This window comes from Enterovibrio sp. QJM3NY_24 (genome assembly GCF_057786035.1).
Genome location: NZ_CM173520.1, coordinates 1,383,428 through 1,399,226, shown reverse-complemented (window position 1 = coordinate 1,399,226; position 15,799 = coordinate 1,383,428). Strand labels below are relative to the sequence as shown.

The following is a 15,799-nucleotide window of genomic DNA, read 5'->3' as shown; positions in this document are numbered from 1 at the left end:
ATCCCAATGTCTAATGTCGTTCAGTTCTCTAAGTTTGGTGGTAGCAAGAAGACCAACACTCCCCCAGCAACCCAATCGCCAAGCCCTAAAGCGTTAAGGGAAGAGGCAGCATTGAAGCAAGATAATCAATGCTACTTCTGTGGCGAACGTAAAGAACCCAAAGAACTGCACTGGCTGGATAAGGTGGGTTTTAAACAAAAGACGCATGTTGTCTGTGGTACGTGTAGCTCTGACGCTAAATCACGCTCAATGGACGAGCTGAGGATTATCCTTGCGCTGAAAGCGATGGATTTCAGAACCGTGAAGATTAAGCAGTATCTTGAATTGAGAGAAAAAGGGGTTCAGATAGACGGTGTCCGTGATTACAAGTTCCACTTTGAAACGATTGAGTGATTGTGAGCATGAGCTAGAGGCGAGTCGATGAATTAAAGCGAGACTGTAACTAATTTTGTGTAACTGCTTATCACACCATACTCTAATGAGAGTTAAGGATAGGCAGATGCGCATGAACAAGAAAAAACTCGAAGCTTTCGCCAAGGAAGCAGCCAAAGGTATCAAAACACCTGAGGACTTGAACGAATTTAGTCAGATGTTGAAAAAGATCACCGTTGAAGCGGCTTTGAACGCTGAAATGGATGAGCACCTAGGCTACGAAAAACATCAAAAGTCATCGTCAAACAACAGTCGTAATGGCACGATCAGCAAGCGTGTCAAAACCGAAGATGGCGAGTTTGAGCTTGATACACCACGCGACCGTGAGGGCTCTTTTGAGCCAGCGTTGGTGAAGAAACACCAATCCCGCTTTACCTCTATGGATGACAAGATCCTCTGGCTTTACGCGCAAGGCATGAGCACGCGTGACATCGTTAATGCATTCGACGAATGGTACGGCGCCGACATCTCTCCGACGCTGGTTTCACGCGTCACCAATGCGGTCATCGAGCAAGTTATTGAATGGCAGTCTCGCCCTCTCGATGCTGTTTACCCGATTGTTTACCTTGATTGCATCGTCGTGAAAATTCGCCAAGATAAGCGTGTCATTAACAAGTCTATCTTCTTGGCTCTGGGGATTAATACCGAGGGACATAAAGAGCTCATGGGCATGTGGATAGCCGAGAACGAAGGCGCAAAGTTCTGGTTAAGTGTATTGACTGAGCTTCAGCAACGTGGCGTTGAAGACATTCTCATTGCTTGTGTTGATGGCTTGAAAGGGTTCCCTGACGCCATCAATGCTGTCTATTCTCAAACACACATCCAGCTCTGTATCGTGCACATGGTGCGTAATTCATTGAAATACGTCTCTTGGAAAGATTACAAAGCGGTCACAGCCGCTCTGAAGCGCGTATACCGTGCTGCCACAGAAGAAGAGGCCTTGCTTGAATTAGAGCGGTTCGGCGAGACTTGGGATGCACAGTATCCACAAATCAGCAAATCGTGGCGTAATCACTGGGAGAATCTCAATACGTTGTTTAATTATCCTGATGACATTCGCAAAGCGATATACACCACTAATGCGATTGAATCGCTCAACAGTGTTATCCGAAGGGCTATCAAAAAACGGAAGGTATTCCCAAGTGATGATGCGGCAAGGAAGATGGTGTATCTGGCCATTAAGGACGCCAGTAAGAAATGGACAATGCCGATTCAAAACTGGCGCCAGGCGATGAGTCGATTTATTATCGAGTTCGGGGAACGCCTCGAAAAGCATATTAACTAAATGGCAGTTACACAGAATCTGTTACAGGCTCATTAAAGCCAATAATTATCGACTTTGCCTATCTAAGGACTGGCGCTTTTAGAAAAACCAAAACGGTTAAAAACCACCCCAAATTTCGTGACATTCACCCGAACTCCCAGCATGCCGTTTTAGGCTGTCATTTATTCATGACTCGCCGCCGTTTCTTACCGATATACAAAAGCATCGTCAGGGCTGTCTGGAAACTCGCTATATGGCTGAGTTTTTATTGTTCAACACGGCGACTCCTGACATTCCCCTGACGTTTTTTCATCATTGCCCTGATATTTCGCCTACATCCCACCCCTACAATTCGCGCCTATTTTCAGTGAGTTACACAGAAGAATTTTGTATAGCCTTGTCAGAATAGTGGACAAGGCGTGATCGTACTTCCATGTAAAAAAAGCAGACATAAATTTCGCTTATGTCTTTTAAAAACATCCCGTAACTTACTGGCGAAAATACCTGTCTCTTCTTTTTAAGGAATAAAACGGCCATGACGTTCAAGCCAAATGCAATTTGTGCGGCACTCTTTTTAGGCTTAGCGAGCTTTTCTACTCACGCTTCTGTGTCAGCGGTAAACGGCGACGATATGGTGAACCCTGAGGGTGGCGTTGTTGTGGGTTACTGGCACAACTGGTGCGACGGTGCAGGTTATAAACGCGGCAACGCACCATGTGTCACGTTGGAAGAAGTGAACCCAATGTATAACGTGGTCGACGTGTCTTTCATGAAAGTGTTCGATACCGCAGAAGGCCGCATTCCTACTTTCCGTCTTGACCCTATGATTGGCTTGTCTGAGCAAGATTTCATTAACGAAATCGCAGAGCTAAACCGTCAAGGTCGTTCTGTGCTGCTAGCTCTTGGTGGTGCGGATGCACACGTAGAATTGAAGACCGGCGATGAACAAGCATTTGCCGATGAAATCATTCGTCTGACTGACCTGTACGGCTTCGATGGTTTAGACATCGACCTAGAACAAGCGGCAGTCACAGCGGCAGACAACCAAACCGTGATTCCTGCTGCACTGCGTATGGTCAAAGACCACTATGCGGCGCAAGGTAAAAACTTCCTGATCACCATGGCACCAGAGTTTCCTTACCTGACAGAAGGCGGTAAATACGTGCCTTACATTACGGCTCTGGAAGGTTACTACGATTGGATCAACCCACAGTTTTACAACCAAGGCGGCGACGGTATTTGGATTGATGGTGTGGGCTGGATTGCACAAAACAACGATGCGCTAAAACAAGAGTTTATCTATTACATCTCTGATTCGTTGATCAACGGTACCCGTGGCTTCCACAAGATCCCGCACGACAAACTGGTATTCGGTATTCCTTCAAGCGACGATGCGGCAGCAACCGGTTTTGTAAAAGATCCTGCCAAGCTATATGCAGCCTTTGGACAGTTAAGTAACCAAGGTCAGCCACTTCGCGGTGTCATGACATGGTCAGTGAACTGGGACATGGGAACAGATGCAGCGGGTAACCAATACAACGAACAGTTCATTAAAGATTACGGCCCATTTATTCACGGCCAAACGCCACCACCACCAGCGGAAGGCAAACCTGTGTTCAGCGGTGTGAATGACGTTCGCGTTCGCCACGGTGATGAATTCGATGCCATGGCAGGCGTTTCTGCGATGGACGAAGAAAATGGCGACCTGACCTTTAGCATTGTGGTTGATGGCAGCGTTGATACCTCACGTTTGGGTCAATACGTGCTGGTTTACAGTGTTTCTGATGAAGATGACAACGAAACCAAAGCAACGCGCACTGTTGAGGTTTACAGCCAAAAACCTGTTTTCTCCGGTGTGGAGAAACTTACCCTAAAACTGGGCGCTGAATTCGACGCAATGGCCGGCGTAAAAGCCACTGATGCAGAAGATGGCGACCTGACCAGCACCGTATCGGTTGAAGGTAACGTTGATACATCCCTTGTTGGCAAATACGGCATAAGTTACAGCGTCACCGACAGTGCACTTCAAACCGTGACAGTCGACCGTGTGATTTCTGTTACCGACGGCAGCACCTGTGTGAACGCATGGGATGCCTCATCGGTATATAACACGGATGATATCGTGAGCCACGCCGGCAAAACCTGGCAAGCGGGTTGGTGGTCACGTGGTGAAGAACCAGGCACAACGGGCGAATGGGGTGTTTGGCGCGAAACAGGCGACAGCGATTGCGGTGACACTGGCACGCCAGCGGCATCGTTGAAACTGTCAGGCGTGAAAAGCACCTACACTGCCGACAATGGCAATGTCACGCTAGAGCTGGCGCTTGAGAGCAACCAAGCGATGGCAACAGACATCACCGTTTCTGGCGCTTCAATGGTGTCTGGCGGCGAAACTCAAGTGAACGTTGACGGTAAGTTGGCTGTGTCTTTGTCACTGAGCAACGTTGAAGTTGGTCAGTACTCAGTCTCTGTTATCGGTACAACGGAAAATGGTACGACCGTGAAGCAAAACGCGGCGTTTACCGTAAAAGATGCGTCTATTACACCTCCACCTCCGGGCGGAGAATATCCTGACTATGTATCAGGTACGGCTTACGCGGCGGGCGATTTGGTGACAGGTGTAGACGGCAATACTTACGAATGTAAGCCTTGGCCTTACACCAGCTGGTGTGCCAATGCGTCTTACGCACCGGGTGATAGCCTTTACTGGGCTGATGCGTGGGACAAACGGTAACTTCCCACCTGCCTTATTTGCTTAAATAACGGGTAGTTTCCTACAAGAGCGCCACTTCGCTGTGTGTCCAACATAAATGGGTCACGTATCGAACTGGCGCTTTTTTCCGTTTTTTATATCCATTTATGACTAACATACAAATCCAACCCGACCTTAATAGTGATCAAAATCACCAAATCAACAGGAAAGGTAAATTAAGCCAGAAAAGCCAAATAGAATGCCAATGAATGTGATCACGATCTGCTGAAGCATGTTGCGGGTTCCTTAGACTGGGCACAGAAACGTTAACACTGAATATACATTTACAGGAACAAACTGCTGTTCGTCTAAAAAAGACAGAGAGGTGTCGTGATGAGTGAAGTTCTTTTAGCCATTGTTGCAGGTGCCGTTGTGGGCTTCTTCTTCAGCGCGGTCAAGCTACCGTTACCTGCTCCTCCTGTCATTTCCGGAATTATGGGCATTGTTGGTATCTACTTGGGTGGCATGGCCTACCAAACAATGATTACCCGCTTTTTTTCTTAACCCAAGCCCGTTCTGTTCATATCTAGCGCAAGGTGTGCCAGTTTTTATTTTCTATTAAAGATGTAAGAAAACTCGAGGAGGACTGGTGTCTACAGGGAAGCTACCGCCGGCGGCAGATGGATTACAACTCAACTTTTGTAAAACATTGGCGTGTCGAAACTTTGGATTGAGTGATGCGAAGTACTATTTACTTCAAGATACTGATCCGTCTCGTCCCAGCTTGGTGTGCCGTGAGTGTGGCGCCTTTCCTCCTCTCCTTAACAATCAAGCCGTGAGAACCGAGTTTGCAAGACTCAAAACGCAAGACTCAGGTAACTTGGCAGCCTGCAGCACAGAGGGTTGCATTGCACATGGTAAGCCCGTCCTCACTAACCGCGAGCTCTATCATGCTTTTGGATACAGTGGTGAACGTCAGCGCTATCGCTGCAAACATTGCCAATCAACCTTCGTGGACAAGTGGTCGAACGCGAACCCAAAGTCTGGCGTACAACAAAAGCTGCTTGGTTTATTGTTCACTGGTCACCCTGTCAGAGAAATCTGCCGCAAGTTAAGCATGAACCCCAAGACATTTTATGATCACTTGGACCAAGTTGCGGCACGCTGTCGAAGCAAACTGGCCAGTGTTGACGCCCGTTTTTTACAACTTGCCATCAATAACCCTCTTGCTTCAACGCTTGCACCGTTGCAACCACTGAGTGATAACGGGGTTATGTGGCTAACCACAGGCGATGCAGCGCAAGGTTATGTACTGCTTCAAAACATCAATTATTCCCAAGATGAAGAAAAGCCCGACGAAGAAGCCGATGTTTACACCCCAAACTCACGTCGCATGCCCGATAGCTTTATTCATTTGGCAGAAATTGGCGAGCCAGACAGCAATGATTTGCTGAATCAAGTTAATAACAAATACAAAGAAGTCCTATCTCGTAGCAATGTAGAAGACCTGTACACGCGCCCCGTCAATGTGGACTATCCATCAAAAGGTTGCTTGATACGCCCTCAGTACACTGCGTATGCCCAGTTTCTGCGTTTACAAGAATTGACCATGCAATGGGATGATTTAACACTCTATCTCCCACAAGAACCCTTGCTGCGTTCGGCGGTAATTAGTGTGTTTAAAGAGCGCTTGCAACAACGCCAATGCCAACCGGTTTACGTCACGCAGACGTCGGAATGGCAAGAAAACGACACGGCAGACAATATTGATATCATGTTACTGAGTTGGTGGCGTGATCGCTGGGCGTTCACCCAAAGAGGCAATGCAGCCAAAGCAATATGTCACCTTGGTAAAGAGACGGGAAAAGAAGATGAATGGCTGCAGCGTGCAAGCACCTTCATGCTGGAAGAGTATCAAGCCCGCTTCTACCTGAACTTCCGATCATTGATCGATGAGCCTAGAAGACGACTTCGACCAGGAGGCTTGCTCCCTCTGCTGGATATTTTCCGCGCTTGGAACAACTTGTGCCATCAAAATGGCGATGGGATAACCCCAGCACAAGCGTTGGGGCTAACGAGGCAACCATACACATTGGCACAATTACTCGCGTAATCTTTCGTCAACAAAACAAAAAAGCGAGCTCGATATGCTCGCTTTTTACTTGTCAGTCACATTTCTTATTCGTCTGCTTCTGCTTCAGAATAATCTTCAGTTGCACCGTTACGAGACGTAGAGCACAGGTTGTATACCACGTGCTTATGATTGATTTCTCTTAAATACTTCAACCAACACAGCGCGTATTGAGACTCCGCTGCACGACGTCCGTTTATCTCGTCGACAAACTTTTGCTGTTCTTCGTCTTGCGGCACCATCACACCGTCAAACAGTGCTTTCATGGTACGGCCACTGGTTTCCAAAAGCTGCGATTCCTTAATCGTGAAATAGCCGGAACGCGCGAAACCTTTTGGGAAATGCCTGTCATCAAAAAACCTTTGACCACTAAACATTATTTAACTCCTCAACATACATTGTGCAATATTCTTCATTACTACATTCGATGTAAAGAAAAATATTATTTATCTGACAACAAAGAAAATTTATTCTCTTAGCGTTATAGCGGTGTTTTAGAACCCTGTCGAGTATCAAACACCTGTTTAGTGATGAATTTTATAAGTAAGGTAGCCAATAAGCATTCGCAGGTCGAGCATGAATGAAGTAAGTTATTGTAACAATGTGAAAAACATCATCCTATTACAAAAAATATGCCACTTTTTGACGTTTACTTGTTTTACATCACACCCCTGAATCACAAATAAAAACCCAAATTTACTGGCTTGCAGCTGATTCTTGCCACTTTCACTATCGCTATCTTCCGTTAATGATACACACGTCCCAAAATAGCCAACCGGCACTCATGACAATCGAAATATTTAATCAAACGCAGTGATTTTTTTCGTTGTATTTAATTCATGATCTGGATTTATTCTTACTTGGAATTGGCGTAATGGAAACGCCAAAGAAACTTCATCAATATGTCATGTTATTTGGGCTATATTTAATAGACAACGACTTAGCGTCTAGAAACCAAGTAGGTTCTAGATCCCTAGTTATCCAAAGTAACAAGAATACGAACAAGGTAAAATAAGATGGCCAAGTGGGAACAGTGGCTGAAAAACGACACTAATCGAAAAGACAAAGTACATTCTAAGTTCAACGAAGAGTTCGGTGAGCAACCTCAACGCGACAAGAAGCGACGTAAACCGCGCCCTAGTCGAACTTCCCACGAGGAATACCCGTTCGATTGATGAGAAAAAAGCCAGAAATGCTCTGCATTCCTGGCTTTTATAGTTTTGTAAATGAGCAAACCATGCCCGAGTAACCTCAAGGTGCGTGGCTCCCGCACGACCAATCACTGAAGCCATTATTGCTCCAATGAGCATACCTTTCGCAGCACACCAGCCAAATAACTAATGGGAAAATGTCGACCGCAAAAAACATAAGGATCTTCGAAGACACGAACAAGACATTTCTGGTAATATCGAAATATTAAATAGAATAGATGAGAGGATATGACATGGAACTGGAGACCGTTGCGAAAGCACTGAAAGAGTTAGGGCACCCGACCCGCTTGTCGATTTTCAAACGCTTGGTACGTTCCGGACACAATGGTATCGCCGTCGGAGAAGTTCAAGAAGATCTCGGCATCCCAGGCTCGACATTGTCACATCATCTGTCTAGCTTAATGTCGGCAGGTCTAATTACACAGCGTCGTGAAGGCCGTGTTCTTTACTGTGTGCCTCAGTTTGAACAATTGAATGGTGTCGTGACGTTCTTGCAAGAAGAGTGTTGTGCTGACGAAGAGCTGTCAAATTAGCGCGGGATGAGTATCAAAGTACGTGGTAAGACATAGCGGCAAAGCACTCTTTTTTCAGAGTAGCCCGCCGCAAATTTATAACAGAATGTACTTAAGCGTTTTGCTCTTGCCATTGTGCGTTGAAGATTTCGACCTGTTTCGTCGTTTCGCGCCAACGCACAGAGCTTTGTAACTCTTTCACTGTAAACTCGTGCTTTTTCGCTAGGTTAGCCGCATGTGACACCTCAGTGATTGGCAGTTGATCCAACACTTCAATCGATGATTGACGATTGTTGCAAAGCAACAGCATGTCACAACCTGCCGACAATGCTTGCTGACTTCTCTCTGCTGGGCCACCCATCACGGTTGCCCCTTCCATGTTCAGATCATCTGAGAAAACAATACCTTTGAAGCCCAGTTGCTCCCGCAGCACCTTCTTCAACCAGTAAGATGAACCGCTTGCAGGTAAATCATCATAGTGTGGATAAATGACGTGTGCGGGCATCATGGCATCCAAGGTGCCCGCATCAATCTGGGCCTTGAAAATGGCCATGTCTTGTTCGAATAGGTTGCTGCGCTCATCGATTGGGCTCTCAACGTGAGAATCCGCCAACACGGCACCGTGTCCTGGAAAGTGTTTGCCCGTGGTTGCCATGCCTGCTTCTTTCATGCCTGACATAAACGCGCTTGAATAACGAATTACAGTCGCATTGTCATCGCCAAATGCACGGCTACCAATGGCTTTGCAATCAAAACCTCGATCGAGCACTGGCGCAAAGCTAAGATCGAAATCGTGCGCCATTAGCTCTGCAGCCATCAACCATCCAGACTCTCTTGCAAGCGCCTCACCATTAGGCATTCGCGCATAAGATTGTGCGGGCGGGATCAAGGTGAACTGCTCTCTAAAACGCTGTACGCGACCACCCTCTTGATCAACACCGATTAATATAGGGCGTTTTGCCGCTTTTCGGATTGCCTGATTCAGCGCCGCAAGTTGCTGGCTGTCATGAAAATTACGCGCAAATAGAATTACGCCGCCAACGGTTGGGTGTGCCAATAGCTCTCGCTCTTCAGCGTCTAGCTCGCATCCTTCCACATCAAGCCACAATGGGCCCATGGTGCTCTCCTGTTTCAAATTAGGCTCTGTGGTGAATAGTACGATGAGTCACATCTTCAACACAATTTCGATCACCAAATTCTTAGGACTGTGAGAGACTTAAGTCATCAGATTTAGAAGAATAAAGAGGCTTATCCGTGAGCATGTATATTGGCATTATGTCCGGCACAAGTTTGGACGGTATTGACTTGGTGGCTGCTGATTTTGATCATCAAAGCGCTAACGCGCATCATCAAGCCATGTATCCCTTTCCTGAAGCGCTTAAGGAAAAGCTGATTGCATTGAGCCAAGGCGCACCTGTCACACTGGAAGAAATTGGCACCATCGACCATTTTCTTGGCAAAACCTACGCCAGTGCCGTGAATCAATTCTTAGCACAAACAGGATTAAAAGCCGAAGACATCACGGCTATTGGCTGCCACGGTCAAACCGTATTCCATCAACCTAACGGTCCTATGCCTTTCACGATGCAGCTTGGCGATGCCAACATCATTGCTGCACTAACCGGTATCACCACCGTCGCTGATTTTCGTCGCAAAGATATGGCATTAGGTGACCAAGGCGCGCCACTCGTTCCTGCGTTTCATCGTTACTTGTTTGGAGAAAGCAATAAAACGCGTGTCGTGCTCAACATCGGGGGTATTGCCAATATCTCCGTATTGGCGCCCAATCACCCCGTGATGGGTTATGACACCGGCCCTGGCAATATGTTGATGGACAGCTGGGTACTCGAACACCAACACAAACCTTATGACAAAGACGGCAATTGGGCCGCTTGCGGCGAGCTGAATCCGGCATTACTCAACCAAATGCTATCTGATGGGTATTTCGCAAAGTCTGCCCCAAAAAGCACAGGACGCGAGCTTTTCAATCAGGGTTGGCTAACTCAACAATTGGCACAGTTCGGAGAAGAGATCGCACCGGAAGACGTTCAAGCCACGTTGCTGGCATTAACAGCAACCTCAATTGCCGACGAACTTAACGATGATGACAAGGGAGAGTTGCTGGTCTGTGGCGGGGGGGCAAGAAATTCGACCCTAATGAATGCGTTGCAACACGCACTGCCAAGCTGGCAAGTCATGACAACAGACGATAAAGGGATAGACGGTGATTCGATGGAAGCACTCGCTTTTGCGTGGCTAGCACGTCAGGCATTAGAAGGGGAACCGGGAAATTTGCCTGAAGTGACAGGCGCCAGCCGACCTTGCCGACTTGGCGCTATCTATTATTCGGACTGATCTTTCGCGCTAGCCCAGTTGAGAACCCTGCCGACGCGGGTGTTTAACAGAGATCGGTATTTGGTGGCTCGTTCGCTTGAGATAGAGCAAGTATTGGCTAAAGCTCAGCGGACGCGAATAGTGGTAACCTTGGGCAATATCCACACCATAACGTTTCAGGATGACTGCCGTTTCGAGATCTTCAACCCCTTCAGCCACCACCATCAAACCCAGTGATTTAGCCATCTCCGTTGTTGTTCTCACGATATTTTGCTGGCGAGGATTACTCGTAAGCCCCGTGATAAAGCTACGATCAATTTTTAATTCTGTAAACGGCAACTGCGAAAGATAAGTAAGAGAGGAATATCCCGTTCCGTAGTCGTCTATCGACACTTCAATGTCAAACTTTGAAAGCTTCTCTATCACTTCATTAAGCCTCACGTAATCAGACACCATGGTGGATTCAGTTAGCTCAAGCGAAAGAAGACCGGTTGGGACATTGTAGTTTTGTGCAATGTCGGCGATTTTGTCGACAAGATTAGGGATCGCGATATCTGACGCGCTGATATTGATGGATAAGCGACGGCTATAACCCAGCTCTATTAGCTTACTTTGTTGATAAAACGCGCGCTTGATCACCCATATCGTCAGGTCATTGATCAAGCCTACTCCCTCGGCCAATTTAACAAACACCTCTGGCGACACTTGCCCAAACTTAGGATGCTCCCAACGTAACAAGACTTCTGACCCATGTATTGAGCCCGTACGCAGGTCAATCTGTGGCTGGTGATAAAGCTCCAATTCATCGTTGTCTATCGCCTTTTTGAGGTCAGCGACTAACGACATATTCAAGGTACGGTTAAAGTTATTCAGTGAATCATAAGCATGAACTTTATTGACCGTCATGGACGTTTCAGTGAGTGCCTGCAATGATTTATTGAACAGTACATCGGTAAGCTTGCCGTCTTTTGGATATGAACTCGTACCAATCGTACCCTGAATACGAATAGCAAAATTATTGAGCTCTACATAACAATCGAGTTCATCAATCACACTCGACAAGAGCAACGCCACTTTCTCATCGTCAGACGACAAAACAATGAAACCAAACTGACCTTCCTTGGTACTGGCAATCCTGTACGGTCGCGATTGTTGATAGCCCGATTCCACAACGTGGACAACATCGCTATCTAATGCTGCATCCAGTTTTTCGCATACCTGACCAACGAAATATCGTTTTTCTTCCGCCGACATAAAGGGTGCTAGGCTTGAGAATCGACCAATTTCAAAGCAGCAAAGTTTAAAGTTGACGTTTCTATTGATCAGATTTTCGACCATCAGAGACAACACATTCGCATTGGGTGTTGCCGACATGGCATCGTGGGTGAGCTGATATACTGATTCTTCTCTTTGATGTCGAAAACGTTCAGCTAACGCAAGCGCCATACAAAGAACAGCCAGTACCGTGCCGAACATCAGCGCATAACGTGTCAGCAGCGTGTATTCGATCACACCAGTCACCAGCAACGGCGGAAAAACACCCGCAACCAGCAAAGGAAGCCAAGCAAACAGGAACATCCCGCTCCAACGTCTGCCCACATTCCAGCGCAGCCAAATAAGCACGCCGATTAAGCCATAGAACATTGGTTGAATCGCAATTAAAAAAGTACCCGAAATGTGTTCTGGTAAAACAAAGGAAATCAGCATTAAACCGCTTAAGACCATGATGCCATAGTGAACAACTTGTCTAAGCAGAGACTGGACTTTGTGCACTCTCAGATAAAGGTGTGCAAATAGGAGCGCTTGTAAGAATAATCCAAACGTTAACGCGACAATATTATTGCTAAAAAACGTCTGTACCGCGGGTGGAAACAAATAAATACCAAATCCATGAACGGCACCAAGTTGCACTAACGCCGTCAACACATACCCTGAGTACACCAAGTAAACTCGTTCTTTGAGCGACAAAAACACAGCAAGATTATATACCGCAACCAGTAACATAATCGCGATGAAACCTCCCCATACCGCATGAAGAAGTTGTGTTAGCACATGGAACTCATGCGCATTTAGCAGCCAAATAGGCATCACAGGTATACCCGTTGAATACACCTGTAAATAAATCGTTGAGCTTTCAAACCCATCCAACGTTAATGGCACTGCTGGAGGCATATCGACTTGCGTATAACCTTTTTGGACACTGTCTCCCAAGTGCCAACGCTTAACTTCTTGCCCCTCAGACGCGAACTGATAAATGTTGAGCCTGTCGATCATTGGCGTATCAAAATACAAGCTCAGATGACGATGATCTGCGCCCATATTTTCGACATCCATCTTGATCCAATAAGATTTTTTCCCAAGTTGCCATGGGATGTCTTTCGGGTCATCAACACTTCGGAATATCGCCGATTCTTTGACGTAACCAAGAATGTGGCTATTGGTACTATCAACAAAATAGCCATAATTGACGTTGATGTTTTCTGCATAAGACGTCAAAGGAGGGAAAAGCCCTGCAAAACGGACCCCTACGATGGCGAACAAAGATACAACAAGCAATGTCGCATAAATCCAAAGCATCCGGTTAGGTATCAGGGATCGAAATCTCATGCCCCTACCTCGCTTTGCAAGCGCAGGCTACCGATGAACCGATAAAACACGGAAACATACGGATTCGATAAAACGTTCATAGGCTAACCAACTAAAGTGCTGCTACATCAATAATATAAAGGAATCTTTTCACAACACGGTTCATGAGGGGCGATGTCATCGTTCGTATAACCACCAAAATAGCGATACCGATATGTTTCAATTTAGATACGGATGACTACTTTTTCAAACACGAATGCAGGATGAAGCATAAATTTCATCTTGTTTTCTGTCGTTACTGACGCGAACAAATGAAATGATCGTGAACATTTGTTCACTCTAAAGAAAATCAGTAGACTGAAGACGAATAATTTAAAGTAGGACGTGACAATGAGCACCACGCGAACATTGAGCAGCAACTTTGAAAGCCTGCTAGACGACACGAATCTTCTTACTGAAATCGCGATTCTGTACTATCAACACAACACGACCCAAGAAGAGATTTCTAAGAAATTTGGTGTCAGCCGCGCGAAAGTGAGTCGGCTTTTACGAAGAGCTCGTGAAGAAGGCATTGTCGAAATCACAGTGAAATTCCACCCGGTTCACAGCGCACAACTCGAACAACGGTTGATGGAGAAATTTAATCTAAAACGCGCATTGATCGCCCTCGACCAACCCAGTGTGCAGGAGCAACGCACCCAAGTTGCCACACTGGTTTCCTCATTTATCGACGGCAACTTGCAAGACGGTATGGTTGTCGCCGTTGGACAAGGCCAAAACGTTGCGGCGGTTGCCGATCAACCCGGCATTGTTTCTCATCGAAATGCGCGTTTCGTTTGTGCCATCGGCGGCACACACAGAAGTGGCGACATCATTAACGCAGACCACATCTGCCGTCGCCTGGCTAAGAAGTTCGGCGGCAGCAGCGAGACGCTCTACGCCCCTGCTTATGTAGACACACCGCAGATTCGCGACGTTTTCCTTGGTCATCCCAATATCAACGAGACGTTAAACCAAGCCCGCAAGGCCGAATTTGCACTGGTTGGTATCGGTGACATGGACGAAAACAGCCACATGGTGAAATTGGGGTGTTTCTCCGCACGCGAGTTCGTTGAAGCCCGAGTTAACGACGGTATTGTTGGGGACATTGGTGGCTTCGACTTCTTCAAGTTGGATGGCAGTCGCGCCAATACACTGATGCGTGACCGTGTAGTCGGATTGGAAATGCAGGATTTAATCAACATTCCTAATGTGATCGCCATGGCCAGTGAAAGTCGAAAAGCGCTGTCTATTCTTGGTGCACTCAAAACCCAAACCATTGACGTGTTAGCTACCAGTGCAAGTTGTGCCATGGCATTGCTTAATATGGTTGATAACGAACAGTGACCCATATTTCTCTAAAATGCGGATTGGACAATATTTCAACATCCTTTCAACACATTTGGTTATCAAGGGTAAAATGAGTGAGATCGTCGTGAGATTTATCCGATCAGATCGTTGACTTTATCGCATAAAACAAGAAATATGACCCTATCATTTGCTCAGGTGCGTTGCATTTGTTCAACCTGTTGCTGACATCGACACAAGCAGGTTGATAGAAATGTCACCGAGCAGCTCCTGACTGCAAAGCATTCATGGTGAAACTCTACATTAAAGGTCTAAAAGATGAGCACGAAACTCGAACAATTACGCAAGCTCACAACCGTGGTTGCGGACACTGGTGATATCGACGCTATCGCGAAGTACCAGCCTCAGGATGCGACAACTAACCCGTCTCTTATCCTAAAAGCAGCCCAAATCCCCGAGTATGCGCCTCTGATCGAAGAAGCGATTGCCTACGCAAAAACAAAAAGCCAAGACACTGAACAACAACTGGCAGATGCGGGTGACCGTCTCGCGGTAAACATTGGCAAAGAAATCCTAAACGTTATTCCAGGTCGTATTTCAACCGAAGTCGATGCGCGCCTTTCTTATGATTTCGAAAATAGCGTCGCTAAAGCACGCAAGCTTATCAGCATGTACAACGAAGCAGGTATCAGCAACGACCGTATTCTTATCAAGCTGGCATCAACGTGGGAAGGTATTCGCGCAGCGGAAGTACTAGAAAAAGAAGGCATCAACTGTAATCTGACGCTGCTGTTCTCGTTTGCTCAAGCGCGCGCCTGTGCTGAAGCGGGTGTTTTCCTGATTTCGCCATTTGTTGGTCGCATCATGGACTGGTACAAAGCAAAAGAAGGCCGCGATTTTGCCCCAGCAGAAGACCCTGGCGTATTGTCTGTTTCTGCTATCTACGATTACTACAAGTCTCACGGCTACAATACCGTCGTGATGGGCGCAAGCTTCCGTAACATTGGTGAAATCCTTGAGCTGGCTGGCTGTGATCGTCTAACCATTAGTCCTGACCTGCTTCAAACACTGTCAGATGAACAAGGTGAAGTGGTTCGTAAGCTTTCTGATGATGTTGAAATTAAAGAGCGTCCAGCTTCGATGACACACGCTGAGTTCCTGTGGGAACATAATTCTGACCCTATGGCTGTTGAGAAACTGGCTGAGGGCATTCGCAATTTCGCAGTTGACCAAGGCAAACTTGAAGTCATGATTCGCGAGAAGTTGTAAGTTCGCAAAACACATTTTCAA

The 15,799-nt window shown here is 46.6% G+C and carries 13 protein-coding genes; 10 read left to right on the top strand and 3 right to left on the bottom strand.

Features of this window, described 5'->3' with window-relative positions:
• The first annotated feature begins 6 nt into the window (after positions 1-6).
• The 5 genes from AC3CIC_RS22410 (at position 7) to AC3CIC_RS22390 (ending at position 6,501) form a co-directional block, all read left to right on the top strand.
• Positions 7-393 carry a hypothetical protein gene (locus AC3CIC_RS22410; RefSeq protein ID WP_488516296.1) on the top strand — a complete coding sequence of 129 codons (387 nt, stop codon included), beginning with the start codon at positions 7-9 and terminating at the stop codon, positions 391-393.
• A gap of 112 nt (positions 394-505) precedes the next feature.
• Positions 506-1,717 (top strand): IS256 family transposase, encoded by a 1,212-nt coding sequence (locus AC3CIC_RS22405; RefSeq protein WP_488516866.1) that lies wholly within the window; start codon positions 506-508, stop codon positions 1,715-1,717.
• Positions 1,718-2,231: 514 nt separating this feature from the next.
• Positions 2,232-4,430, top strand: a complete 2,199-nt coding sequence (locus tag AC3CIC_RS22400; protein WP_488516295.1) for an immunoglobulin-like domain-containing protein — start codon at positions 2,232-2,234, stop codon at positions 4,428-4,430.
• A gap of 351 nt (positions 4,431-4,781) precedes the next feature.
• Positions 4,782-4,952, top strand: coding sequence for a XapX domain-containing protein (locus tag AC3CIC_RS22395; RefSeq protein ID WP_016960333.1), 171 nt, complete (start codon positions 4,782-4,784; stop codon positions 4,950-4,952).
• 85 nt (positions 4,953-5,037) lie between these two features.
• On the top strand, positions 5,038-6,501 hold the full coding sequence (locus AC3CIC_RS22390) for a transposase (protein ID WP_488516294.1): 1,464 nt from the start codon (positions 5,038-5,040) through the stop codon (positions 6,499-6,501).
• A gap of 65 nt (positions 6,502-6,566) precedes the next feature.
• Here the strand turns inward: AC3CIC_RS22390 and AC3CIC_RS22385 are convergent, their stop codons facing one another.
• Positions 6,567-6,896 carry a MaoP family protein gene (locus tag AC3CIC_RS22385; protein WP_016960331.1) on the bottom strand — a complete coding sequence of 110 codons (330 nt, stop codon included), beginning with the start codon at positions 6,894-6,896 and terminating at the stop codon, positions 6,567-6,569.
• Between the two features lie 639 nt (positions 6,897-7,535).
• On the opposite strand from AC3CIC_RS22385, the gene AC3CIC_RS22380 reads away from it, so the two are divergent.
• Positions 7,536-7,694: a hypothetical protein gene (locus AC3CIC_RS22380; protein WP_016960330.1), complete on the top strand. Its 159-nt coding sequence runs from the start codon at positions 7,536-7,538 to the stop codon at positions 7,692-7,694.
• Positions 7,695-7,963: 269 nt separating this feature from the next.
• On the top strand, positions 7,964-8,263 hold the full coding sequence (locus AC3CIC_RS22375) for an ArsR/SmtB family transcription factor (RefSeq protein ID WP_488516293.1): 300 nt from the start codon (positions 7,964-7,966) through the stop codon (positions 8,261-8,263).
• Positions 8,264-8,354: 91 nt separating this feature from the next.
• Here AC3CIC_RS22375 and nagZ read toward each other — a convergent pair whose 3' ends face one another.
• Positions 8,355-9,359, bottom strand: a complete 1,005-nt coding sequence (gene nagZ / locus AC3CIC_RS22370; protein WP_488516292.1) for a beta-N-acetylhexosaminidase — start codon at positions 9,357-9,359, stop codon at positions 8,355-8,357.
• Between the two features lie 143 nt (positions 9,360-9,502).
• On the opposite strand from nagZ, the gene AC3CIC_RS22365 reads away from it, so the two are divergent.
• Positions 9,503-10,597 carry an anhydro-N-acetylmuramic acid kinase gene (locus tag AC3CIC_RS22365; protein WP_488516865.1) on the top strand — a complete coding sequence of 365 codons (1,095 nt, stop codon included), beginning with the start codon at positions 9,503-9,505 and terminating at the stop codon, positions 10,595-10,597.
• A gap of 9 nt (positions 10,598-10,606) precedes the next feature.
• Here AC3CIC_RS22365 and AC3CIC_RS22360 read toward each other — a convergent pair whose 3' ends face one another.
• Positions 10,607-13,153, bottom strand: a complete 2,547-nt coding sequence (locus tag AC3CIC_RS22360) for an EAL domain-containing protein (RefSeq protein WP_488516864.1) — start codon at positions 13,151-13,153, stop codon at positions 10,607-10,609.
• Positions 13,154-13,552: 399 nt separating this feature from the next.
• On the opposite strand from AC3CIC_RS22360, the gene AC3CIC_RS22355 reads away from it, so the two are divergent.
• Together AC3CIC_RS22355 and tal are read left to right on the top strand one after the other, a co-directional pair.
• Positions 13,553-14,548, top strand: a complete 996-nt coding sequence (locus tag AC3CIC_RS22355; protein ID WP_016960325.1) for a sugar-binding transcriptional regulator — start codon at positions 13,553-13,555, stop codon at positions 14,546-14,548.
• Positions 14,549-14,827: 279 nt separating this feature from the next.
• Positions 14,828-15,778: a transaldolase gene (gene tal / locus AC3CIC_RS22350; protein WP_017006241.1), complete on the top strand. Its 951-nt coding sequence runs from the start codon at positions 14,828-14,830 to the stop codon at positions 15,776-15,778.
• Positions 15,779-15,799: the final 21 nt, after the last annotated feature.

Excerpts from the sequence above, each read along its gene's own strand:
- AC3CIC_RS22360 (WP_488516864.1), bottom strand. The coding sequence starts at position 13,153 with ATGCTTTGGATTTATGCGACATTGCTTGTTGTATCTTTGTTCGCCATC.
- AC3CIC_RS22355 (WP_016960325.1), top strand. The coding sequence starts at position 13,553 with ATGAGCACCACGCGAACATTGAGCAGCAACTTTGAAAGCCTGCTAGAC.
- AC3CIC_RS22410 (WP_488516296.1), top strand. The coding sequence starts at position 7 with ATGTCTAATGTCGTTCAGTTCTCTAAGTTTGGTGGTAGCAAGAAGACC.
- AC3CIC_RS22405 (WP_488516866.1), top strand. The coding sequence starts at position 506 with ATGAACAAGAAAAAACTCGAAGCTTTCGCCAAGGAAGCAGCCAAAGGT.
- AC3CIC_RS22400 (WP_488516295.1), top strand. The coding sequence starts at position 2,232 with ATGACGTTCAAGCCAAATGCAATTTGTGCGGCACTCTTTTTAGGCTTA.
- tal (WP_017006241.1), top strand. The coding sequence starts at position 14,828 with ATGAGCACGAAACTCGAACAATTACGCAAGCTCACAACCGTGGTTGCG.
- AC3CIC_RS22375 (WP_488516293.1), top strand. The coding sequence starts at position 7,964 with ATGGAACTGGAGACCGTTGCGAAAGCACTGAAAGAGTTAGGGCACCCG.
- AC3CIC_RS22395 (WP_016960333.1), top strand. The coding sequence starts at position 4,782 with ATGAGTGAAGTTCTTTTAGCCATTGTTGCAGGTGCCGTTGTGGGCTTC.
- AC3CIC_RS22385 (WP_016960331.1), bottom strand. The coding sequence starts at position 6,896 with ATGTTTAGTGGTCAAAGGTTTTTTGATGACAGGCATTTCCCAAAAGGT.
- AC3CIC_RS22380 (WP_016960330.1), top strand. The coding sequence starts at position 7,536 with ATGGCCAAGTGGGAACAGTGGCTGAAAAACGACACTAATCGAAAAGAC.
- nagZ (WP_488516292.1), bottom strand. The coding sequence starts at position 9,359 with ATGGGCCCATTGTGGCTTGATGTGGAAGGATGCGAGCTAGACGCTGAA.
- AC3CIC_RS22365 (WP_488516865.1), top strand. The coding sequence starts at position 9,503 with ATGTATATTGGCATTATGTCCGGCACAAGTTTGGACGGTATTGACTTG.